The organism is Staphylococcus sp. HMSC062A01, from assembly GCF_001836805.1.
GTDB classification, from domain to species: domain Bacteria; phylum Bacillota; class Bacilli; order Staphylococcales; family Staphylococcaceae; genus Staphylococcus; species Staphylococcus haemolyticus.
The window spans coordinates 31634-54950 of sequence record NZ_KV830640.1 but is presented as its reverse complement, the minus strand read 5'-3'; the positions used below and the strand labels follow the sequence as shown (position 1 = coordinate 54950).

Here is a 23317-nt window from a genome sequence, read left to right as displayed (position 1 = left end):
CCCAGCTTGCTTAGCTTGTAGATTTTCTTGTTGAAAATCTCTTTGCTGGGGCCCCGCACCCCAACTTTCTTAGCTCGTGGAATTTCTTTAAGAAATTCTCTTTGTTGGGGCCCCGCACTCAACTATGTTTCATTACCTATATTAGAACTACTTACGTAAGTGTGTGAACACTTACTTTCACCAAGGTTTTGAGTGTTATTTTAAGGCAAATAGGCATATATATACGGCTACGTATTCTAAGAAAGTAACTAAATACATATATTTTAATCGTAGTTTGACATTTAATGGCACTTCCCATTTAGGATAACGGCGTTCATAATAAAAAATTTGAACGAGATACAAACCAATACCAAGTGGTAATAACATAAGGATAATACTATGTGTCATACTAAAACCATTTTTATGAAAGAAATGTCCAATAATGAGTTGTAAAGCAATAATAATGATTAGAAGAATCATAATGTGCCAAATCATTTTGCCACTCTCACTCCTTTCACGAATATAATGATTACGGTTTGTAGTAATACCATAAGTAAAATAAATGTTATGGATTGTGTATTTAAAGATGCAATCACCTGATGAATAATAGTGAAAGGTTCAGTAATCAAATGAACAGTATGGAATCTCAAAAATCGACCCATATAAATACCCAAACCATTTAAGAACATAAGCACTACAATTAGAGTACGATTTAGCCATAAGTTTGAAGTGAAATGCATCAAATTTATAAATATAAGAATCATACAATACATTGCTAAAAAGACGCCTAATAATAGGTAAGTAAAATACAGCCATTCCATAATATTTAATTGAACATAAAAATCAAATGTAAATTGATTTAAATGAATTAAATCCGTTAGCATATAAAACGTATTAGGCACTAGCAATACAAAAATTAAACCAAATATTAAAAATAGTGGCCATTCATATTTTTTTCTTGGCTTAAATAATCTTAATAGTAAACATAACTCAAATGGTATATAAGCTAAAAAGAGGTTTAAACTCATAAAATTAAAAACACGTGTTTCAAATAGTGAGAATGTGAAAAGTATTATGAAATATATTCTGGCAATATAACGCGAAGTCATGTTAAACACTACTTTCTTTAAAAAATAAGAGTTTATTTTAGTTAGTCAATGATTAATAATAAAGGTTACCTAAATGGTAATCAAATATTTAAGCATTATGTTTATCTAGTCAAAAGAAATTTAAAGATATAAAACGCTATTTTAATGTAATAAATGAGGAATACATATAATAACCCATAGATGCATATCTAAATATGTCATCTATGGGCTAATTTAATTTATATAATTGCATTAAGGTCTTAATAAGTTCAATCCAGTTTCTTCATCATGTGTACGATTAACATCTAAGTTAGTCATTTGAATTACTATTTCAGCCGTAGCTGATACAACAGCTTTCGTTAAATGACCACTCAATGTTTGGAAATCATGTGTTCCGAATGTTCCATGTAAATGCGCAAATGGTTTATCATCAATATGTGAAATATTGCCAATTAAACTTGTTAGTTCTAAAGCTTCATTAACTTCACGTGCTTCATATTTTTGAGTGTCTAAATTGTAAAAATTCAACGTTACGTTGTCACATGCGCCTATACCACTAACTGAACCGAATTTCATTTCTTGCTCCACAGCAAATTGTGTTAGGACTTCTACAATATCTTCGCCTTTGTCTAGCACTAAAAGAAACGTTTGACCATCTTTATTATATTTCATCATCGTCACCTCAATTTGATAAGTTACCTACATTATACTAGCCAGTAAGTTTTATTGCTTAGAATTTAAATCTTACTATTGTAATATAGAAGTTAAATAGTATACAATGTCCTAATATTATGTAATTTTCAACTATGTTATTAGACGTAGCTCATTTATATTTAATCAGAAGCGTGATTAAAATTGATCTTCAATGAAATGATAAAATTTACCAAACAAAAAATGAAATGAGGTGTCATCATGAAAAAACAATTATTTACATTGTACTTCAATATTTTCTTAATCTTTGTAGGTATCGGATTGGTAATACCTGTACTCCCCGTTTACTTAAAAGATTTAGGTCTAAAAGGTAGCGACTTAGGCATATTGGTAGCAGTGTTTGCCTTATCTCAAATGATTATTTCACCATTCGGTGGTACGATGGCTGATAAACTTGGAAAAAAATTAATTATTTGCATTGGTCTAGTTCTATTTGCCATATCGGAGTTTCTATTCGCTATCGGTCATCATTTTCCTGTATTAATCGCTTCTCGTATATTAGGTGGTTTTAGTGCAGGAATGGTAATGCCTGGTGTAACTGGTATGATTGCAGATATTTCACCAGCTAAAGACAAAGCCAAGAACTTTGGGTACATGTCAGCTATTATCAATTCAGGCTTTATTCTAGGTCCAGGGATTGGCGGATTTTTAGCGGAATTCTCTCATCGAGCTCCATTTTACTTTGCGGGAACTTTAGGTGTATTAGCATTTATCATGTCTTTATTATTAATTCATAACCCACGCAAAGAAACAACTGAAGGATTCCATTCAATCGAACCGGAAGTATTTACAAAAATTAACTGGAAAGTATTTATTACGCCAATTATTTTGACATTAGTACTGGCATTTGGTCTATCAGCATTTGAAACATTATTCTCACTTTATACATCTGAGAAAGCCAACTATACACCACGTGATATTTCAATCGCAATTGTTGGTGGTGGCGTAGCAGGAGCGGTATTCCAAGTCTTTTTCTTCGACAAATTTATGAAATACATGACTGAATTAACCTTTATTATCTGGTCATTACTCTATTCAGCGATTGTACTTGGTTTATTAATCTTGTCGCATAGTTATTGGACGATCATGTTTATTAGTTTTATCGTGTTCATTGGATTCGATTTGATTCGTCCAGCACTTACGAACTACTTCTCTAACATTGCAGGTAATCGTCAAGGTTTTGCGGGTGGATTAAACTCCACATTTACTAGTATGGGGAACTTTGTAGGTCCATTAGTAGCAGGCGCTTTATTTGATGTTAACGTGGAATTTCCTTTATATATGGCAATCATAGTTATGTTGTTCGGTATCGTGATTATTTTTGTTGAAAAAGCACTGCAAGCAACGAGACGTCGAAAACACACAACGAAGTAAAGACCATAGAATAGATAAGTAAGAGATAATATGAATATTAAATAGAATAGGCAATGACATCATTCGTTTTTAATTGAAAAATTGACGATGTCATTGCTTGTTTTTACATTTATGTTGTTAAATTGTAACAATATAGCGTCGATTATTAATAGAAGTATTACAAAGATTACAGTTATTTTAAATTGCAGTCTACATAATTATTTTTACTCTATATATATGTTAAGATAAATAAAAATTTAGAGAGAAATGTGGGTAAGGAGATGAATTTAAAAAACATACTTTTAGGTATGGTGGCTGTAATTTTATCGTTATGTCTAGCTTTCTTATTATTTATAGCTACAAACCAAAATGCCTTAGTTAAAGTGCATCAGACAATTTCTACATTTTCAAAGATGAGTAGTGTCTCTGCAACTGAAAAAATGTTAGATATTACTACAAGCCACACAGCTAAAGCATCAGAGAAAAATGCCGATGAACGCAAAATGAAAACACACTATAATAAAATAGATTCCACTTCCCATGACAATGCAAATAGTAATAAGCATGAATATTCTTCTGAAGAATGTAGAATAATTGCTCAAAATTATACGAATCATCAATATGGTAAAGTGGTCAATTTAGAACGTAGTGGTGAAACGAATCAAGATATTACGTATCAATTGAATCCAAACCATCAATCACAAAGTAGTAATATTGCAGTAAATAAAACGGGTAAAATAGAAGCCTTATCTAATAACGCACAATGAGCGCGCCTTTTCTTATAATAGAGAAGAGCGCTCTTTTTATTTTTCATAGAAAGCGTAGTAAGATTATAGTTAAAGATGAATTTGAGGTGAACGTGTATGAAACATAAGAAAACAAATGCGATGCGTATGTTAGACAGAGCCAAAATAGATTATGAAGTCAAAACATTTGAATTGGAAGATGGGCATATGGATGGTGAACGCGTTGCAGAATTAGTCGGTGAAAATGTCCATGATGTTTTTAAAACACTTGTATTAGAAAATGCTGAACATGATCATTTCGTATTTGTAGTTCCAGTCAGTGAGTCATTAGATATGAAAGCAGCGGCAAGTGTCGTTAATGAAAAGAAATTACAGCTAATGCCATTAGATAATTTGAAACAAGTAACAGGTTATATACGAGGTGGTTGTTCTCCAGTAGGTATGAAACATTTATTTCCAACTACGATTGATCAATCTGCTTCTTTACGCGAAAAAATTATCGTGAGTGGTGGACAACGAGGAATTCAAATTGTGTTACAACTTGAGGATCTTGTTTCAATGACAAATGCACAAGTAGAAGACATTACTCAAAAATAGCAACATAGTGACAGATATTACAAATGGGATGACAAATTGTGTAATATCTGTTAATTTTTAAACCGAAATGAATGTTTTTGATTGATTTTGACAATTTGTGATTGAAAAATGTAAGCGTACACATTACAATGTGAGTTGAAGCGGGGTGGTTAAATGATTTCTGAAAAAAGACATGACTTAATACTTCAGGAATTAAAGAAAAAAGATTTTCTCACACTCCAAGAATTAATAGAGCGAACAGGTTGCAGCGCTTCAACTGTTAGAAGAGATTTATCGAAATTGCAACAACAAGGTCGACTTCAAAGAGTTCATGGAGGAGCAACATTAAATAGTAATAGAAATAATGAACCAATTCTGTCGGATAAATTGTCGCAAAATTTAAAAGAAAAAAGAGTGATTGGTCAATTTGCTGCAAAACTCATCGAAGATAATGACTGCATTTTTATGGATGCTGGTTCATCAACGATTGAAATGATTCCATTCATTAAAGCACAAAATATTGTAGTGGTTACAAATGGATTAACACATGTTGAAAAGTTACTTAACCAAGGCATCAAAACTTTGATGATAGGTGGACAGGTTAAAGAAACAACATTTGCCACAGTAGGTGCTAGTGCACTTGATACCTTGAGTCGTTATTGTTTTGATAAGGCTTTTTTAGGAATGAATGGTTTAGATTTAAAATATGGTCTTACGACACCAGATGAAAAAGAGGCACTAATAAAAGAGAAGGCCATGGAACAAGCAAATCAATCATATGTTTTACTTGATCATTCAAAAATAGATGAAGTTTATTTTGCACATGTGCCAATTAGTCAAAACCATGTTGAAATGGTGGTTTCAAAGCAAACAATAGAACTTTCACATTTTGAACAATATAAAGAGAAGTACGTGTTTATAGGAGGTTAATCATGATTTATACAGTAACATTCAATCCATCTATTGACTACATTATGTTTACTAATGGATTTGAAATAAAAGGGTTAAATAGAGCGACATCTACTTATAAATTTGCAGGTGGAAAAGGTATCAATGTATCTCGTGTTTTAAAAACACTAGGTGTATCATCTACAGCATTAGGATTTGCTGGAGGTTTTCCTGGAGAATTTATAGCTCAGACATTAGAAGAAAGTCAAATTAAAACGGACTTTATTAAAGTTGATGATGATACACGTATTAATGTAAAACTTAAATCTGGTGACGAAACTGAAATTAATGCACCTGGACCGTCTATTACTGATGACCAATTCCTAGCATTATTAAATCAAATTAAACAGACAACAAAGGAAGATACAGTCATTGTTGCTGGTAGTGTACCTAAGAGTATTCCAAGTGATGCGTATGCTCAAATTGCAGAAATAACTCAAAGCACAGGTGCAAAATTGGTGGTTGATGCTGAAAAAGATTTAGTTAACACAGTGCTAAAATATCAACCATTATTTATTAAACCTAATAAAGATGAATTAGAAGAAATGTTTGATATGACTGTTGAGAGCGACCAAGATGTTGTTAAGTATGGTCGTGAAATATTAAAAGAAGGTGCACAATCAGTCATTATATCTTTAGGTGGAGATGGTGCAATTTATATAGATAAAGCACGTAGTATAAAAGCTCAAAATCCTAAAGGACAAGTTGTTAATACGGTTGGTTCAGGAGATAGCACTGTTGCTGGTATGGTGGCAGGTCTTGAATCCGGATTATCACTTGAAGATGCATTTCAACAAGCTGTTGCTTCTGGGACAGCAACAGCATTTACTGAAGATTTAGCGACAATAGAAGATATAGAAAAAATTAAATCACAGGTTACTATTACAGTACTTGATGGGGAGTAAAATTAATGAGAATAACAGAATTACTAACAAAAGATACAATTGCTATGGATTTATCAGCGTCTGATAAAAATGGTGTCATTGATAAATTAGTGAATCAATTAGATAAAGCTGGCAAGTTAAGTGATATTGCTCAATTTAAAGAAGCAATCCATAATCGTGAATCACAAAGTACAACAGGTATTGGAGAAGGAATTGCTATTCCTCATGCAAAAGTAGCAGCAGTAAAATCTCCAGCCATTGCTTTTGGTAAATCTAAGGAAGGTGTGGATTACCAAAGTTTAGACGGTCAACCAGCACATTTATTCTTTATGATTGCTGCTCCAGAAGGTGGCGCACAAACACACTTAGATGCACTAGCTAAATTATCTGGTATTTTAATGGATGATAAAGTGAGAGAAAGCTTACTACATGCTAACTCTCCTGAAGAAGTGCTTCAAATTATTGATAATGCGGATGATGAAGCAACTAAAGAAGAGGAAAAAGAAGTACAAGAACAAGAGGCAGCGACCGCTGGTGCGACAAGTGGTTCTGCAAATACGACAGATACTAATGAGCCTTATGTATTAGCTGTTACAGCATGTCCTACAGGTATCGCACATACTTATATGGCTCGCGATGCATTGAAAAAACAAGCCGATAAAATGGGCGTTAAAATGAAAGTTGAAACAAATGGTTCAGGCGGTATTAAAAACCATTTAACTCAACAAGACATCGAACGTGCGACAGGTGTTATCGTAGCTGCAGATGTTCATGTTGAAACAGATCGTTTCGACGGTAAAAACGTAGTTGAAGTACCAGTTGCTGATGGTATCAAACGACCAGAAGAACTTATTAACACAGCACTTGATACAAGTCGTAAACCATTTGTAGCACGTGGTGGTAACTCTAAATCTACAGATAGTGAAAGTAATGAGAAACAAAGCTTTGGTAAAGCGTTCTATAAACACTTAATGAACGGTGTATCAAATATGCTACCTTTAGTAATTGCTGGTGGTATCTTGATGGCTATTGTATTCTTATTCGGGGCTAACTCATTTGACCCTAAAAGCTCTGAGCACAACGCTTTTGCAGAACAATTATGGAATATAGGTAATAAGAGTGCCTTTGCCTTAATCATTCCAATCTTATCAGGTTTCATCGCTCGTAGTATTGCAGATAAACCAGGTTTCGCAGCTGGTTTAGTTGGCGGTATGTTAGCAATTTCTGGTGGTTCTGGATTTATCGGTGGTATTATTGCAGGTTTCTTAGCAGGTTACTTAACACAAGGTATTAAATATATTACACGTGGCTTACCACAAGCAGTTGAAGGTTTAAAACCAACGTTAATTTATCCATTATTAAGTGTAACTATCACTGGTTTATTAATGATTTATGCATTTAACCCGCCAGCAGCATGGTTAAATAACTTATTATTAAATGGATTAAATAGCTTATCAGGTTCAAATATTGTATTACTTGGTTTAGTTATCGGTGCAATGATGGCTATCGATATGGGTGGACCATTTAACAAAGCAGCATATGTATTCGCCACAGCAGCATTGACAGAAGGAAATGCCGCACCAATTACAGCAGCAATGGTAGGCGGTATGATTCCACCATTAGCAATCGCAACAGCAATGATATTCTTTAAACGTAAATTCACTAAAGAACAACGTGGTTCTATCGTGCCAAACTATGTGATGGGCTTATCATTCATCACTGAGGGTGCAATTCCATTTGCTGCAGCTGACCCATTACGTGTGATCCCATCAATGATGGTAGGTTCAGGTGTAGGTGGTGCAATTGCATTAGCATTAGGTTCAAGAATCAATGCACCACACGGTGGTATCATTGTTATTGCAGCGACTGACTTTAGTCATATCTTACAAACATTAATTGCTTTAATTGTAGGTACTCTTGTTTCAGCAATTATGTATGGTTTATTGAAACCAAAAGTAACTAAAAACGAAATTGAAGCTTCAAAAGCTATGGATGAATAGAAATAAAAATCTCTTGCCCTAATAATTGGGCAAGAGATTTTTTAATACTTTAATTTATTCTTCATAACTAGACGAGGAGTCTATATTATCAAGATTAAGACAAGATAATGAATTCATTATGAATTATGTCTTACTTCATTTTTGTCTTAGTCATAAATTACAGTGATAATAAAACATTATCATTTCAAATTGATATAGAGTCATTAAAATATGTAAAAATGGGTAGACATATGAGAGTATGTCATAGGAAGAAAAGCGTTTTAGTGATAAAGAATTTATGCTTTGTGACTTCCAAGCGCTTTAGTGTAGTCCTCTCTTGACTATTACGCAATATTAGTTTTAAATGATAAGTTGTAACTTTTTAATCAAAAGCGTTACAATCAACTATTGGTAATTAATATATGATAAAATAAAAGTAATACATTTTTTCGGGGGTGTCGCAATGGGAAGGTCTTAACATGTGTTTATATCGTCAAAGTACATTACGAATTAAATTCGTGTTACCCATATGGGACACATTTATTTGGAGGTGAATCCCTAGGAATAGGGAATTAATTGGATACAGTGACCTTAATAAATTTAGTAATATTTTTTCTATTAATAGCATTAACAACAGTATTCGTAGGTTCAGAATTTGCATTAGTTAAAGTACGTTCAACGCGTATTGAACAATTAGCTGAAGAAGGTAATCGTAGCGCTAAAATTGTCAAAAAGATGATTGCGAATCTTGACTATTATTTATCAGCCTGTCAATTAGGTATTACAGTTACTTCATTAGGATTAGGTTGGTTAGGGGAACCAACATTTGAAAAATTGTTGCATCCTCTATTTAACTTATTACAGTTACCTGATGCATTAACTACAACAATCTCATTTGTAATTTCATTCATCGTAGTGACTTACTTACATGTAGTATTAGGTGAATTAGCACCGAAATCTATAGCAATTCAACATACAGAAAAATTAGCCCTAACTTACGCTAGACCATTGTACTATTTCGGTAATATAATGAAACCTTTGATTTGGTTAATGAATGGTTCAGCACGTGTGATAATTAGAATGTTGGGTGTTGATCCAGACGCTCAAACTGATGCTATGTCAGAAGAGGAAATTAAGATCATTATTAACAACAGTTATAATGGTGGAGAAATCAACCAAACAGAATTAAACTATATGCAAAATATCTTTTCATTTGATGAGAGACATGCAAAAGATATCATGGTACCACGTACTCAGATGGTGACTTTAAATGAACCATTTAATGTTGACGAATTATTAGAGACGATTAAAGAACATCAATTTACACGTTACCCCATTACTGAGGATGGAGACAAAGACCATATTAAAGGTTTCATTAACGTTAAAGAATTCTTAACAGAGTATGCTTCTGGGAAACCTATCAAAATCAATAATTATATCCATGAATTACCAATGATTTCAGAGACAACTCCCATTAGTGATGCGTTAGTTAGAATGCAACGTGAACACGTACATATCAGTTTAATTATTGATGAGTACGGTGGCACAGCTGGTATTTTAACAATGGAAGATATTCTTGAAGAAATTGTCGGTGAAATACGTGATGAGTTTGATGATGATGAAGTAAATGACATCGTTAAACTTGGTGAAGATACGTATCAGATTAATGGACGTGTCCTTCTTGATGACCTCAATGAAAAATTCAACATTGAATTTGAAGATTCAGAAGACATTGATACAATAGGTGGTTGGCTCCAAGCCCACAACACTAATTTACAAGTTGAAGATCATATCGATACGCAATATGATCGTTGGATTGTGTCTGAAATGGACAATCATCAACTAGTTTGGGTTGTACTTAAATATGAGTTCATCGATAATAGACTAACATTCGGTAAAGTCGAAGATGAAAGTGAAGATAAAAAAGATAATAGCGATGAAAGTCGTGAATAATTTAAAGAGTATTGGATGAATTAATATTATACAAAGCTATATCGCAAATTTGCATAAGCTGACTGAGCTGAGAAGGCGCTCTAAATGAAGTGTTTCTCAGTTCTTTTCAATTTTGAGGGCTGGGACAACGAATTCTAAAGAATTCAGTCCCAGTCCTTTTAATTGTTCAATACACTCGATTAGAGTTATCCTAATTATTAATAGATTAAAAATTATCAAGAACGTTAGGAGAATATATTATGGTAAATGACACACAAATTTTAAACAATGGTTATCCGATGCCGAGACTTGGCTTAGGTGTCTATAAGGTTACAGATGAAGAAATGGAAACAGCGATTCAAGCTGCATTAGATGATGGTTATCGTGCATTTGATACAGCATATTTTTATAACAATGAAAAAGCACTCGGTAAAGCACTAAAAAATAGTGGAGTGCCTCGTGAAGACTTGTTTATTACAACTAAACTATGGAACGACCATCAAGGTTATGATAGTACACTTGAATATTTTAATCGCTCATTAAATAATTTAGGTTTAGAATATATCGATTTATATTTAATTCACTGGCCTTGCGAAAAAAATGAACTTTATATTGAAACATATAAGGCATTAGAAAAATTATATGAAGAAGGTAAAATAAAAGCAATTGGAGTATGTAACTTCAAAGTGCATCACTTAGAAAAATTAATGCGTGAAACTAATATTGTACCTCAAGTTAATCAAATTGAAGTACATCCTTACTTTAATCAACAAGAAGTCCAAGATTTCTGTGATAAGCATGATATAGTAGTTACTGCATGGATGCCATTAATGAGAAACAGAGGATTGTTAGACGATCCTACTATAACAAAACTAGCAAAAGCGTATGATAAAACACCAGCGCAAATCGTATTACGTTGGCACGTGGCACATAATCGTGTTGTCATTCCAAAATCTAAAACACCATCACGTATAAGAGAAAATCATGATATATTTGATTTCAACCTAGAACTAACAGAAATAGCTGAAATAGATAGTTTAAATCGCAATGCGCGTCAAGGTAAAGATCCTGATGAAGTGAGTATAGGTGATTTAAAATAAATTGGTTTCTATTAAATGGAATCAGACATTGAAAATTATAGAATGATTGTATATTTTTTATTTAATTTTTATTAATTATTTGTTAATTACATAGTTTTTAGTAGAATAGTTATTTATTTTATTGATAAAATAGTACTAAGAATGATGAAAAGGATGTAATTTAATGAAAATCAGAGTCATTGTGCCTTGTTTTAACGAAGGTGAAGTCGTAACAAAAACTTACGACAAATTGACTGAAATTTTGATGAAAGATAGCTTGGACAAAGGGTATGATTATGACCTTTTATTTGTCGACGATGGTAGTAAAGATAACACAATCGACCATGTTCAACATTTAGCAAGCTTAGATCTGCATGTTAAATATATTTCTTTCAGCCGAAATTTTGGTAAAGAATCAGCAATGATAGCTGGTTTTCAACATAGTGTGAAATGTGACGCTGTGGTGATGGTAGATGGAGATTTACAGCATCCACCAGAATTCATTCCACAAATGATAGAAGGATTCCAAGAAGGGTATGACCAAGTTATTGCTAAGCGAGATCGAACAGGAGAGAACATAGCCCGTAAGTCAATGACTAAGTTATATTATAAATTGATAAATAGCTTTGTCGAAGACATTGAATTCATAGATGGTGTCGGTGACTTTAGATTATTGAGTCAGCGTGCAGTTAAAGCAATGGCTTCTCTTAAAGAATATAATCGCTTTTCAAAAGGTTTATTTGAATGGATTGGTTATAATACTAAAATCTTTACATATCAAAATGTAGAACGAGAAGCGGGTCATTCTAAATGGACATTCACTAAATTATTAAATTATGGTATTGATGGGCTAATTTCATTTAATAATAAACCTTTACGTGCGATGATTTATCTAGGAATGACGATATTCAGTTTAAGTATCGTTTATATCTTGTATCTGCTGATAGGTATAATGGTCAATGGCATTAATAATCCTGGTTATTTTACAACGATAGCTGCGGTATTACTTATTGGCGGAATTCAATTGATTTCTATTGGTGTAGTAGGTGAATATATTGGACGAATTTACTATGAAGTTAAGCAACGACCTAAATATATTGTGCAAGCATCAAATTTAAAAGAACCAACGCACGATCTCAAAGTAGTAGAGCAAGAGAAAGAAAAAGTACATTAATAAAAATCAAAATAAACGCTTGAAGTTTTAAATGATGAAACTTCAAGCGTTTAATTATTTTCTATATGATGTTTTAAATTAGTATTTTTAAGTTGCCATGCTAGATAGATACCTAAAAGAATATAAATGATTAAGAAGATATACCAGAATGGTGTCAAAATAGTTAATAATACAATCGAAATTATAATAAGCATATAGCCTATAGTAATTGGAAACTTAAGCTTTTTTATAAATTTAAAAATTCCAAGTTCTCCTCTAGAGAAAGTACCTAAAAATATCGCACTAGCACCTATTAAGAATATTGTTGGCGCTAAGTATGGAACAGACATGTAAATGGATTGATCACTTGATCCATAGGTAATAAATAATGAGCAACTTATTATGATAGAAAATATCAAGGCAATCGATTTATACTCATAAATAATAAGTGTATAGTGTTGATGATTCAAGTAATATTGAAGTCCCAACCAACATATAAAAAAAGCGATTGAGCATAATGTTATAAAATTAAATTTGTCGATGACGATAGCATTAATTAAAGCGTTAATCGTTATTGCTATTAATACGGAGCTAAATTTAAGTTGCTTGAATTGGTGCTTATATAAGTCAAAGCCGAGTACACCAAGCACTACGGCGATATTAATCAATACATATATAATCATGCTGTACTCCTATCTCACATAGTTCATTAGAACATTATACCAATTAAAACAAACTTAATCATTTCAAAACACTTAAAAAATATTTTTCATTTATAAAGTAATTATTAAACACCTTTTTTGTTACTCCACAGTAACGTATGCAACTGTGGTAAAACATAAACTTGGTTCATATCATTACTAGCCATCACTCTATCAACTAATGCTTCATATCGACTCAAAAGTTTCTCTGTATGGTTGTCAACATCATCATCTAGGTAGGGGTTACCTACTTGTAAGTAAAAAGGAATGTTTGGGTATCGATGATGTATCATTTTGGCGAATTCGTAATCATCATCATCAAAAATAACAACCTTTAAATTAAGTGTTGATTCAATGCATTGTTCGATTACACTATCTAATATGTCAATGTTAGTTTTCATATTGGAGCTTGGTGGTTTAGGACTTATAGTTAAATCGTTAATTTGTCTCATCCATGGTTGGAATTTACTTCCTTGAGTTTCTAAAGCAGTGTATATCTGTTTTTCTTCAAATAAATCCACTAAATCTTGTATACCTTTAATTAGTGCTGGGTTACCTCCAGATATCGTAACGTGATCAAAACGGTCACCGCCGATTTTTTTCAGTTGATTATATATTTCTTCAGCTGTCATTAACTGAATGTCTTCTTTAGCACTTCCATCCCAAGTGAAAGCAGAGTCACACCAACTACAACGATAATCACAGCCTGCAGTTCTAACAAACATCGTTTTGCGACCTATAACACGTCCTTCACCTTGAATCGTAGGTCCAAAAATTTCTAGTACTGGAATTTTAGCAGCCATTATTTATACTCCTTTGGGCGATATACGACATAACTAGTCGGCGTTTCACGTAGATAAACTTGAACACATTGAGGTTGATTATCACAGTTTTGTAGATGAGTTTGGACCATTTTATATATTGTTTGAGCTACAACTTCAGTTGAAGGACTCTTATCTTTAAATTGAGTTAAATCATTTAATAAGTAGTGATCGAATTGGTCGTGGATTAGTTTTTTTAAATCACTAAAATTGATTAAAAAACCATTATGATCGAGTTTATCCCCTGCAATTGTTAAATTAACAAAGTAAGTATGTCCATGTGTTCTCATACATTTACCGGCATCTTCACTTGGAATGTAATGCGCGGCTGAAAAATTAAAATCTTTATTAAGTTCAAAACTATAGGGGTGGGTAACTGATGGATAAAGTTGTTGAATCATTTTAATTCGCTCCTTTTATTTCTAAATAATGTTGTAGACCACGTTGTCTTAATTGACATGCTGGACATTCTCCACAACCATCACCAATAACACCGTTATAGCATGTAAGTGTATTGTGTCGAATATAATCTAGAACACCTAATTCGTCACTAAGTTCCCATGTCTGTGCTTTGTCTAACCACATTAAAGGGGTATGAATAACAAAGTCTTTATCCATAGATAAACTAAGCGTTACATTCATTGATTTAATAAAGCTATCACGACAGTCTGGATAACCTGAAAAGTCCGTTTCACAAACCCCGGTAATAATATGTTTGGCATTGCGTTGATAAGATAATGCACCAGCAAATGATAAGAATAATAAATTACGTGCTGGTACAAACGTGTTTGGAATACCGTCTTCACCAGTTTCAATGTCCATATCATGTTGTGTTAAGGCGTTTGGAGTTAATTGTGATAATAGTGACATATCTAAAATATGATGTTTTAAATTTTGCTCTTTTGCGATGCGTGTAGCAACTTCAATTTCTGCATCATGTCGTTGACCGTAATTAAATGTTACCAATTCAACATCTTTAAAATGTTTTTTAGCGTAAAATAAACACGTTGTGCTATCTTGCCCTCCGCTAAATACTACAATGGCTTTGTCCTTGTTTAAATTTTGCTTTGTCATGAATATTCTCCTTTTTTGAAAAGATTAGATCATACTTTATGCCGTCTCTAACCTAGCCATGAGAACATAAAAAAGTCTATCTCTATAAAAAAGATAGACTTAGAAACATTGCAACTAGTTATATAAAAGTAATGTTACCTTCAAACTAAATATTTCGATTATTGTCTAGTTTTTTATAGAGGGTTTCAGCTAGGAACCTCTTTTGAGTTTTTAGTACGCTAGTTAGCGTAATATATTCACTTCTTAAAATCAAGCTATATTTTAAAGCAATATAAATAGTAAACCCTTACATTTCCAAATAATTATTAATTATAATAAGGTTATAGATGAAGTTATTTAACATAGAGTTGGAGCGACATAAATGATTATAGTTATAGATAATAAAGATTCATTTACATATAATTTAATAGATTATTTTAAGACAGAAACTGATAAAGAGATAGTTGTATACGAGGTAGATGACGTTTCCGTTGATTTATTAAGGTCATCTAACGTAGAGGCAATTGTCATCTCGCCAGGTCCAGGTAAACCTAGTGACTATCCAATTTTAACTGAAATTATGAATCAATTTGAGGGTGAAATTCCTATATTAGGTGTCTGTTTAGGTTTCCAATTTATTTATGAATATTATGGAGGTACAATTATTCATGGATTAAAGCCGGTTCACGGTCATACCACAACATTAACTCATAGAGGAACTGGACTATTTAAAGGACTACCTCAATCGTTTGAAGTAATGAGATATCATTCACTCATTGCAGATAGAAATCATATTCCTACCGTTTTAAATATGACAGCTTATAACGAAGAGGGGATTATAATGGCTTTTGAACATAATAAATATCCTATTTATGGCGTTCAGTATCATCCTGAATCTATTTTAAGTGAATATGGTCATGAACAGATACGACTATTTTTAGAAAAAGTGGGGATAGACTATGAAAATCGCATTTAATTATCGATACTATACGACACCTGACCATTTTGAAACAGTAGCATTGAATTTTGACACGTATGCCTCTAAAAAGGTGGCTTACACTTTGAATGACATCGGTGCAGTAGTTCGCTTTGCTCAAGATGAACAATCAAACGGACGTTACGTAGCACTTTATCTTACATATGAAGCGGCAAAATTTTTTAATCAAGAAATGGCTACGCATGAATTGGATAATAATCAAGTCATAGCTCTTGCATATAGTTTCAATCCTAATATGGCTAAACATCTGTCTAACAATCTTTCACAAAGCTACATACCTAAACATAAGTTTCGCTTTTTGGAGAGTGATGCAGAAATGCAAGATAAGATCAAACAAGTTCAAGACGCAATCACTGATGGAGAAACGTATCAAGTGAACTATACAACACGTTTAGTTAGTGATATCCATTACCCAATCTCCGATTTATATTATTATTTAACCCAGACAAATAATGGTGGTTATACTGCATTATTAGATGTAGAAGAGATTAAAGTTGCCTCAATTTCTCCTGAATTATTCTTTCAAAAAGGGGCATTTAATAACCAAGAAAATGTAGTCGTAAGTAAACCGATGAAGGGGACAATGCCACGTAGTATTAATAAAGATGAAGATTTGATGAATCATGACATATTGAAGAACTCTCTTAAAGATCGTGCTGAAAATGTAATGATTGTTGATTTATTGCGTAATGATATTTCTAGAATTTCTAAGCCAGGAACTATACACGTTAATAAGCCATTCTTTATAGAAAGTTATAAGACTGTTTATCAAATGACGAGTATGGTCTCGGGTCAATTAGAAGCTGAAACGAGTTTGACTGATATTTTAAAAGCGCTGTTTCCATGTGGTTCCATTACGGGCGCACCGAAACTTAATACGATGTCATACATTAAAGCGCTTGAGCCTAATCCTAGAAATATTTATTGTGGCACAATTGGATTATTATCTCCGGATGATAAAATGATATTTAATATTCCAATTCGAACGCTTGAGTATCGAAATGAGAAAGTTCATTACGGTGTGGGTGCAGGTATTACAATTGATTCTATACCTGAAAAAGAAGTACAAGAGTTTCGAGATAAAACAAAGATATTGGAGATGTTATAAATGAACTTGTTTGAAACGATGCGTCTGGAAAATGGTGAAATTCCAAGACTTCAATATCATACTAATCGAATACAACAATCATGTGGACGTTTGGGTTATGCCTTTTCAAAGGAGAACTGGTTACATCTTGTAAAAGAGGTTATAAAAAATCATCAACAGGGCACGTTCCGGCTTAAAATAGAAATAGATAAAACTGGCGATATGAATTATGTAATTAAACCTTTATCTCAAAAGTCGCTGTTTACGGCTAAATTTCAGCAAGTTCAAACGCATTATAACGAACGATATATCATTAACAAAACTACAGAACGCCAGCATTTAGCACACAATCATGAGACAGATTTAATATTATTATATGATGAAAAAGGTAAAATTCTGGAATTTGATATTGGTAATATCATGATAGAGGAAGATGGTACATACTATACGCCGAGTTATGACAACGACTTTTTATTGGGGTGCATGCGTCAATCTCTTATAGATGAAGGAAAACTTTCAATCAAAAATTATACTAAAACAGAACTCAGCGAGAAATTAAATAATCAGCAGGTACGTATCTATTTACTAAATAGTTTACGAGAGGTTGCCGATGTGTCTATTTATCTATAAAATAATATTGGAAGTATATGCGTATTTATTGATAAAAACGAACTAACGGAGTGAATTATGGCAATATTATGGGTTGTAATTATTGTGATTTTAAATGTGATAAGTAAATATTTAGCAGATCGATATTTAAATAATAATGCACTCATTAAGGCACGTATTGTGGCAACCGTTACCGTTTTAATTCAATGTGTATTCATTTATTTTTTAATTAATTCAATCATTCCTTATGTGGTTGATTTTCTAAATATATTTTATCATCACTAAATATAATTATTTTGAGGTGGAGTTATGAAGATTTATAGTCAGGGAGATCAAGCAATTGTAATTGCGGTTGAAAAAGAAGTATCTAAAAATGTAACAACTGAGTTAATCGCAGTACGTAATCATTTATTAAAGAAAGATTTACCATTTATAACTGAAATTGTTCCTACTGAATCAGATATGATGATTTGCTATGATGCTCGAGATATGATTAAACATCATAATATTACTTCACCTTTTCAATATATGAAGGCATTAGTAACATCTATACAGGAAGAAATAAAACAATTAGAAATGAACAAAGATGAGAGCACGACCTATGAAATTCCTATTATTTATGGTGATGAATTTGGTCCCGATTTACAGGACTTGCTAGAGTATTACAAAATAACAAAAGATGAATTTATTCAATTACATTCTGATAATGCTTACTTTGTCTCTATGATGGGCTATGCTCCTGGTTTTCCATATTTAACTGGAATGAATGAAGCATTGTATGTTAATCATACAAGTAATAAGAAGAAACTTGTTACTGCAGGTTCAGTTATTATTGAAGGGAAAAAATGTGGGATTGTTACAACTGATACATATAATGATTGGTTAGTGATAGGGTACACGCCTATGACGTTATTTACCCCTGAACAAGAAGATTTTACACTGCTAAAATTAGGAGATAATGTCACTTTCAAACCAGAAAAACGCAAAGATATTGAATTAGGAGAATTTAAACCATGTCAATCATAATAGAAAAAGCCGGATTGTTTAGTAGCTTTCAAGATTTCGGGCGTCATGGATATGAATATGCAGGTGTTATTCCGTGTGGAGCTTTAGACACGCTAGGTCATGAAATAGCAAATCGTCTTGTCGCTAATGACAAGAATGAAGCAACACTTGAAATGACACATATTATGGCGAAAATTCGATTCACCGAACCTACTTTAATTGCATTAACAGGTCAAAATTTTGAAGCTTATACACAAAACCTGCGAGTAAAACCTTATAAACTATACCTTTTAGGTAAAGATGATGTGTTATCTTTTAAAGAAACAAATAAAACGTCACGTGTATATCTTGCTATAGGTGGAGGATTTAAATTAGACAATTGGCTAGGTTCGAATTCTACAGATTTAAATGTTCACATTGGTGGCTATCACGGGCGTAAACTTGAAAATGGCGATGAAGTTGAAATGAAAAGAGAATATACTGAACGTCATCATAAGTTGTTTGAAAATCTAAAAGAAAAGCGTACTACTGATTGGGGGATTGATGGTTATGCATTGTCGTTCAACTATATCTCTGACGTGTTTCATGTTATCGCTAATAAAGGTACTGAAGACTTTGATAAGGAAACGCAATCCCATTTTATTAAAGGCGAATATAAAGTAACTAATAAATCAAATCGTGTTGGTATGTTATTAGATGGTGAGAAGATAAAAGCATATTACGATGATATGCCTGCACATCAATCTGTTAAAAGAGGAACGATTCAAGTTAAAAGAGATGGTACACCGATTATCTTATTAAACGATCATTATACAATAGGAAGTTACCCCCAAATTGGAACGATTGCGAGTTATCATTTGACTAAACTTGCACAGAAACCACAAGGGTCACGTTTGAAATTCCAATTTATTGATATTGAAACCGCTGAAAAAAATGTTGTAAAATTTAGCAATTGGATGAATCAACTGTTTCACGGCATTGAATTCAGAATGCAATTAGAAATGATGAAATAACTGTTAATAATTAATTAAATGTACGACTTATTTAAACGTTTTTTTTAATAGATTGAGTAAGTCTATAGTCTGATTAAAAATATCATATAAGAAACTATAATAAATAAATCAGTGCGTCATCATTATACTTATATATATTTGTGACAAACTATTGAGATGTCGATATATAAAGATGTTTTTTCTTGATAAATGAGTAAAAATACTATATATTTATATATTGAACTACGGGCAATATTACAATAATATTACAAAGTTCATAATTTGTTAATATTTTATTAATAATTAAATAGAATAGCATTCAACAATGTATACATAAGGCATTACTAACGGATAGTTCGTCAATGGGACAAATATGTAAGAGTGAATTATCGTTTGTATTTAATGTATGTGTATGACATATTCTTAATAAATTAAAATAGCGAAATTTAAAAATTAGTAAGTAATTGCATAACGGTCATATTTGAGTAAGTGTTTAAGTCTTCGGTTAAGTCTTTAACATTTCTTCAAAGTTGAATAACTATAAACGGAGGAAACATACATGAGTTTACACAAAAAGAAAATAAGTCTTTTTGCGTTTTTCTTACTGACTGTTTTTACAGTGACATTGAAGACGTATTTTTCATATTATGTTGATTTTTCTTTGGGTGTTAAAGGACTAGTTCAAAACTTAATACTATTGATGAATCCATATAGTTTAATCGCGCTTATTTTAAGTGTGTTCTTATTCTTTAAAGGAAAAAAAGCATATTGGTTCATCTTTATTGGAGGATTTTTACTATCATTCTTGCTATATGCAAATGTAGTTTATTTTAGATTCTTCTCAGACTTTTTAACATTTAGTACACTTAATCAAGCGGGGAATGTTGAGTCTATGGGTGGTGCTGTTGGGGCATCATTTAAATGGTATGACTTTGTTTACTTTATAGATACTATTATTTATCTATTTATCCTTATTTTCAAAGGAAGTTGGTTAGATAAGCGTGTCTTCAGTAAAAAGTTTGTACCGGTTGTAATGGCTGCTTCAGTAGCATTATTCTTCTTGAACTTAGCTTTTGCTGAAACAGATCGTCCTGAGTTATTAACACGTACGTTTGACCATAAATATTTAGTGAAGTATTTAGGTCCATATAACTTTACAGTTTATGATGGCGTTAAAACGATCCAGAATAACCAACAAAAAGCATTGGCTTCTGAAGATGACCTAACTAAAGTATTGAATTACACGAAACAAAAAAATACAACACCAAATTCAGAGTATTTTGGTGCTGCTAAGAAGAAAAATATTATTAAAATACATCTAGAAAGTTTCCAAACCTTTTTAATCAATAAAAAGGTTAATGGTAAAGAAGTAACACCGTTCTTAAATAAATTATCGACAGGTAACGAAGATTTTAGATATTATCCAAACTTCTTCCATCAAACTGGTCAAGGTAAAACATCAGACGCTGAGTTCACAATGGATAACAGCCTTTATGGTTTACCACAAGGTTCTGCATATTCATTAAAAGGTGATAATACTTACCAATCATTACCTGCTATATTAGATCAAAAGCAAGGTTATACTTCTGATGTTATGCACGGTGACTACAAAACATTCTGGAACCGTGACCAAGTTTATAAACATTTTGGTATTGATAAGTTCTACGATGCAACATATTATGATATGTCTGACGATAATATTGTTAACTTAGGTTTAAAAGATAAACCGTTCTTTAAAGAGTCAGCAGAATATCAATCTAAAATGAAAGGACCATTCTATTCACACTTAATTACATTGACAAACCACTACCCATTCACATTGAGTGAGGAAGATGCAGATATTGATAAACCTAATACAGGTGATTCAACTGTTGATGGTTACATTCAAACAGCGCATTATTTAGACCAAGCACTTGAAGAGTACGTAACAGATCTTAAGAAGAAAGGTTTATACGACGATTCAGTTATTATGATTTATGGTGACCATTATGGTATTTCAGAGAACCATAATAATGCGATGGAAAAATTATTAGGTGAAAAGATTACGCCAGCGAAATTTATGGACTTAAACCGTACAGGTTTCTGGCTAAAAATTCCTGGTAAAGAAGGTACAGTAGATAAGACATATGCTGGTCAAATGGATGTTATGCCTACTATATTACATTTAGTAGGAATTGACTCTAAAAACTTCTTAATGTTTGGTACTGACATGTTATCTAAAGATCATAATGATGTAATTCCATTCCGTAATGGTGATTTCATTACGAAAGATTACAAATATGTAAACGGTAAAGCATATTCTAATAAAACCAATGAATTATTAGAAACGGAACCTAAAGATTTAGATAAGAATAAGAAACAGGTTGAGAAAGATTTAGAAATGAGTGACAATGTCTTAAATGGTGACTTGCTCAGATTCTATAAAAATCCTGATTTCAAAAAAATTGACCCGTCTAAATATGAATACAAAACTGGTCCTAAAGGGAACCAAAAATAATCAAGTAGAGTCTATAATATAAATTTTTTAGACTAATGAAAAAAGACAATTTCTATTGAAATAAATAGAAATTGTCTTTTTTAATATGATTTTGATTATGTGCAACATGTTGAGTTGCAATATATAGTTGATGCTATAGATACATGTCTTAAATGATGTTGTAATTTAAATAATTGCTGATTAATAGTTAATTTAAATATCTGTGATAATTGCAAATTTTATCCAAGCGCTACATCTAAAATCATCATAATTGTAAAGCCTAACATTAGACTTAGTGTTGCTAAATCCGTGTTGTTACCAGATTGTGAGTCAGGTATAAGTTCTTCAACAACAACGAATATCATAGCTCCAGCTGCAAAAGCTAATGCATAAGGTAAAACAGGTGTAATAACTAAAATCAATGCAGCGCCAATAGTAGCAAAGATAGGTTCTACAATCGCAGAAGCTTGTCCGTAATTAAACGCTTTCCAACGAGACGCGCCTGCCGCTCTAATAGGCATAGATAATGCTGCACCTTCCGGAATGTTTTGTATTCCTATACCAATTGCTAACCCTAAAGCACCTAGGAATGTAGCTTGACTATTTCCAGTTGCTATACCACCAAAAGCAACACCAATCGATAGTCCTTCTGGAATATTATGTAACGTAATAGCTAGTACTAATAATGTATTCTTACTTAAAGAAGTCTTAACACCCTCGCGGTACTGACTCTTATCGCCAATTCTTTGATGTAAATGAGGAATAACTGAATCGAGGACACGTATAAAGATACCACCAAATAAAAAGCCAATTGCAGCAGGTAACCAAGCAGGTAAACTACCATCTTTACCATAGTCAATAGAGGGTTGTAATAAAGACCAAAAGCTGGCAGCTATCATAATGCCCGCAGCAAATCCTTGCATAGATGTTAGTATTCGTTCATTTACGGATTTAAATATAAATACAGAAGCAGCACCTAATGCTGTGAGTAGCCAAGTAATAATACCTGCTAAAAGCGCCTGTAAATAAGGCGGTAAATTTTCGAAAAAGTCAATCATAACTCTTGTCTCCTTGTATCATTTAAGCCTAAAAAGGTGTATAATATATAGAACTGATTTAAGCTTATCAAAAATATTTAAAAAATTCGA

At 32.4% G+C, this 23317-nt stretch carries 24 protein-coding genes and 1 riboswitch; of the genes, 16 read left to right on the top strand and 8 right to left on the bottom strand.

The window, feature by feature from the left end; all coding sequences use genetic code 11:
- Nucleotides 1–195: 195 nt before the first annotated feature.
- The 3 genes from HMPREF2715_RS09330 to HMPREF2715_RS09320 form a co-directional block, all read right to left on the bottom strand.
- Entirely contained in the window at nucleotides 196–474 is a 279-nt protein-coding gene (locus HMPREF2715_RS09330; RefSeq protein WP_011276462.1) for a hypothetical protein, read from the bottom strand.
- A complete protein-coding gene (locus tag HMPREF2715_RS09325) occupies nucleotides 471–1088 on the bottom strand; it encodes a DUF1361 domain-containing protein (protein WP_070441877.1) in 618 nt (205 codons plus the stop codon). The genes HMPREF2715_RS09330 and HMPREF2715_RS09325 overlap by 4 nt, the downstream gene beginning before the upstream one ends.
- A 231-nt stretch (nucleotides 1089–1319) precedes the next feature.
- Entirely contained in the window at nucleotides 1320–1739 is a 420-nt protein-coding gene (locus tag HMPREF2715_RS09320) for a PPC domain-containing DNA-binding protein (RefSeq protein WP_070581439.1), read from the bottom strand.
- A 240-nt stretch (nucleotides 1740–1979) separates the two neighbouring features.
- On the opposite strand from HMPREF2715_RS09320, the gene norA reads away from it, so the two are divergent.
- The 9 genes from norA to HMPREF2715_RS09275 all read left to right on the top strand — a co-directional run bounded on the left by norA (nucleotide 1980) and on the right by HMPREF2715_RS09275 (nucleotide 12449).
- Entirely contained in the window at nucleotides 1980–3152 is a 1173-nt protein-coding gene (gene norA, locus HMPREF2715_RS09315) for a multidrug efflux MFS transporter NorA (RefSeq protein ID WP_070441874.1), read from the top strand.
- A gap of 260 nt (nucleotides 3153–3412) precedes the next feature.
- Complete coding sequence (locus tag HMPREF2715_RS09310; RefSeq protein ID WP_070581438.1) at nucleotides 3413–3898, top strand: hypothetical protein; 486 nt, start codon at nucleotides 3413–3415, stop codon at nucleotides 3896–3898.
- Between the two features lie 96 nt (nucleotides 3899–3994).
- Nucleotides 3995–4474 carry a Cys-tRNA(Pro) deacylase gene (gene ybaK, locus HMPREF2715_RS09305; RefSeq protein ID WP_037548444.1) on the top strand — a complete coding sequence of 160 codons (480 nt, stop codon included), beginning with the start codon at nucleotides 3995–3997 and terminating at the stop codon, nucleotides 4472–4474.
- A gap of 153 nt (nucleotides 4475–4627) precedes the next feature.
- A complete protein-coding gene (locus tag HMPREF2715_RS09300; protein WP_070441868.1) occupies nucleotides 4628–5383 on the top strand; it encodes a DeoR/GlpR family DNA-binding transcription regulator in 756 nt (251 codons plus the stop codon).
- Between the two features lie 2 nt (nucleotides 5384–5385).
- On the top strand, nucleotides 5386–6306 hold the full coding sequence (gene pfkB / locus HMPREF2715_RS09295; protein WP_070441865.1) for a 1-phosphofructokinase: 921 nt from the start codon (nucleotides 5386–5388) through the stop codon (nucleotides 6304–6306).
- A 5-nt stretch (nucleotides 6307–6311) separates the two neighbouring features.
- Nucleotides 6312–8285, top strand: a complete 1974-nt coding sequence (locus tag HMPREF2715_RS09290) for a PTS fructose transporter subunit IIABC (protein ID WP_070839901.1) — start codon at nucleotides 6312–6314, stop codon at nucleotides 8283–8285.
- A gap of 555 nt (nucleotides 8286–8840) precedes the next feature.
- Entirely contained in the window at nucleotides 8841–10217 is a 1377-nt protein-coding gene (locus HMPREF2715_RS09285; RefSeq protein ID WP_070441859.1) for a hemolysin family protein, read from the top strand.
- Nucleotides 10218–10456: 239 nt separating this feature from the next.
- Complete coding sequence (locus HMPREF2715_RS09280) at nucleotides 10457–11296, top strand: aldo/keto reductase (RefSeq protein ID WP_070441856.1); 840 nt, start codon at nucleotides 10457–10459, stop codon at nucleotides 11294–11296.
- A gap of 163 nt (nucleotides 11297–11459) precedes the next feature.
- Nucleotides 11460–12449, top strand: coding sequence for a glycosyltransferase family 2 protein (locus HMPREF2715_RS09275; protein ID WP_070441853.1), 990 nt, complete (start codon nucleotides 11460–11462; stop codon nucleotides 12447–12449).
- A 50-nt stretch (nucleotides 12450–12499) separates the two neighbouring features.
- On the opposite strand, the gene HMPREF2715_RS09270 is transcribed toward HMPREF2715_RS09275, so the two are convergent.
- The 4 genes from HMPREF2715_RS09270 to queC all read right to left on the bottom strand — a co-directional run bounded on the left by HMPREF2715_RS09270 (nucleotide 12500) and on the right by queC (nucleotide 15024).
- On the bottom strand, nucleotides 12500–13111 hold the full coding sequence (locus HMPREF2715_RS09270; RefSeq protein ID WP_070581435.1) for a DUF2273 domain-containing protein: 612 nt from the start codon (nucleotides 13109–13111) through the stop codon (nucleotides 12500–12502).
- A gap of 104 nt (nucleotides 13112–13215) precedes the next feature.
- Nucleotides 13216–13932: a 7-carboxy-7-deazaguanine synthase QueE gene (queE, locus tag HMPREF2715_RS09265; protein WP_070441847.1), complete on the bottom strand. Its 717-nt coding sequence runs from the start codon at nucleotides 13930–13932 to the stop codon at nucleotides 13216–13218.
- Nucleotides 13932–14351, bottom strand: coding sequence for a 6-carboxytetrahydropterin synthase QueD (gene queD, locus HMPREF2715_RS09260; RefSeq protein WP_070678475.1), 420 nt, complete (start codon nucleotides 14349–14351; stop codon nucleotides 13932–13934). Before queD ends, queE begins: the two co-directional genes overlap by 1 nt.
- 1 nt (nucleotide 14352) lies before the next feature.
- Nucleotides 14353–15024, bottom strand: a complete 672-nt coding sequence (gene queC / locus HMPREF2715_RS09255; protein WP_070581432.1) for a 7-cyano-7-deazaguanine synthase QueC — start codon at nucleotides 15022–15024, stop codon at nucleotides 14353–14355.
- A 159-nt stretch (nucleotides 15025–15183) separates the two neighbouring features.
- Nucleotides 15184–15230: riboswitch (PreQ1 riboswitch) on the bottom strand.
- A 155-nt stretch (nucleotides 15231–15385) separates the two neighbouring features.
- On the opposite strand from queC, the gene HMPREF2715_RS09250 reads away from it, so the two are divergent.
- From HMPREF2715_RS09250 to ltaS, 7 genes are all read left to right on the top strand, one after another.
- The gene (locus HMPREF2715_RS09250) at nucleotides 15386–15979 is read left to right on the top strand and encodes an anthranilate synthase component II (RefSeq protein WP_070581431.1); all 594 of its coding nucleotides are present in this window, start codon (nucleotides 15386–15388) and stop codon (nucleotides 15977–15979) included.
- Complete coding sequence (locus tag HMPREF2715_RS09245; RefSeq protein ID WP_070839899.1) at nucleotides 15963–17108, top strand: chorismate-binding protein; 1146 nt, start codon at nucleotides 15963–15965, stop codon at nucleotides 17106–17108. Before HMPREF2715_RS09250 ends, HMPREF2715_RS09245 begins: the two co-directional genes overlap by 17 nt.
- A complete protein-coding gene (locus HMPREF2715_RS09240) occupies nucleotides 17109–17717 on the top strand; it encodes an aminotransferase class IV (RefSeq protein WP_070839897.1) in 609 nt (202 codons plus the stop codon). It abuts the gene before it with no gap.
- A 57-nt stretch (nucleotides 17718–17774) separates the two neighbouring features.
- Complete coding sequence (locus HMPREF2715_RS09235; protein ID WP_037548483.1) at nucleotides 17775–17981, top strand: hypothetical protein; 207 nt, start codon at nucleotides 17775–17777, stop codon at nucleotides 17979–17981.
- A gap of 24 nt (nucleotides 17982–18005) precedes the next feature.
- Nucleotides 18006–18722 (top strand): 5-oxoprolinase subunit B family protein, encoded by a 717-nt coding sequence (locus HMPREF2715_RS09230; RefSeq protein ID WP_070581428.1) that lies wholly within the window; start codon nucleotides 18006–18008, stop codon nucleotides 18720–18722.
- Nucleotides 18710–19714 (top strand): 5-oxoprolinase subunit C family protein, encoded by a 1005-nt coding sequence (locus tag HMPREF2715_RS09225; protein WP_070581427.1) that lies wholly within the window; start codon nucleotides 18710–18712, stop codon nucleotides 19712–19714. Before HMPREF2715_RS09230 ends, HMPREF2715_RS09225 begins: the two co-directional genes overlap by 13 nt.
- A 538-nt stretch (nucleotides 19715–20252) precedes the next feature.
- A complete protein-coding gene (gene ltaS, locus HMPREF2715_RS09220) occupies nucleotides 20253–22190 on the top strand; it encodes a polyglycerol-phosphate lipoteichoic acid synthase LtaS (protein ID WP_037548486.1) in 1938 nt (645 codons plus the stop codon).
- Between the two features lie 218 nt (nucleotides 22191–22408).
- Here ltaS and HMPREF2715_RS09215 read toward each other — a convergent pair whose 3' ends face one another.
- Nucleotides 22409–23227, bottom strand: coding sequence for a ZIP family metal transporter (locus HMPREF2715_RS09215; protein ID WP_070441822.1), 819 nt, complete (start codon nucleotides 23225–23227; stop codon nucleotides 22409–22411).
- Between the last annotated feature and the right edge of the window lie 90 nt (nucleotides 23228–23317).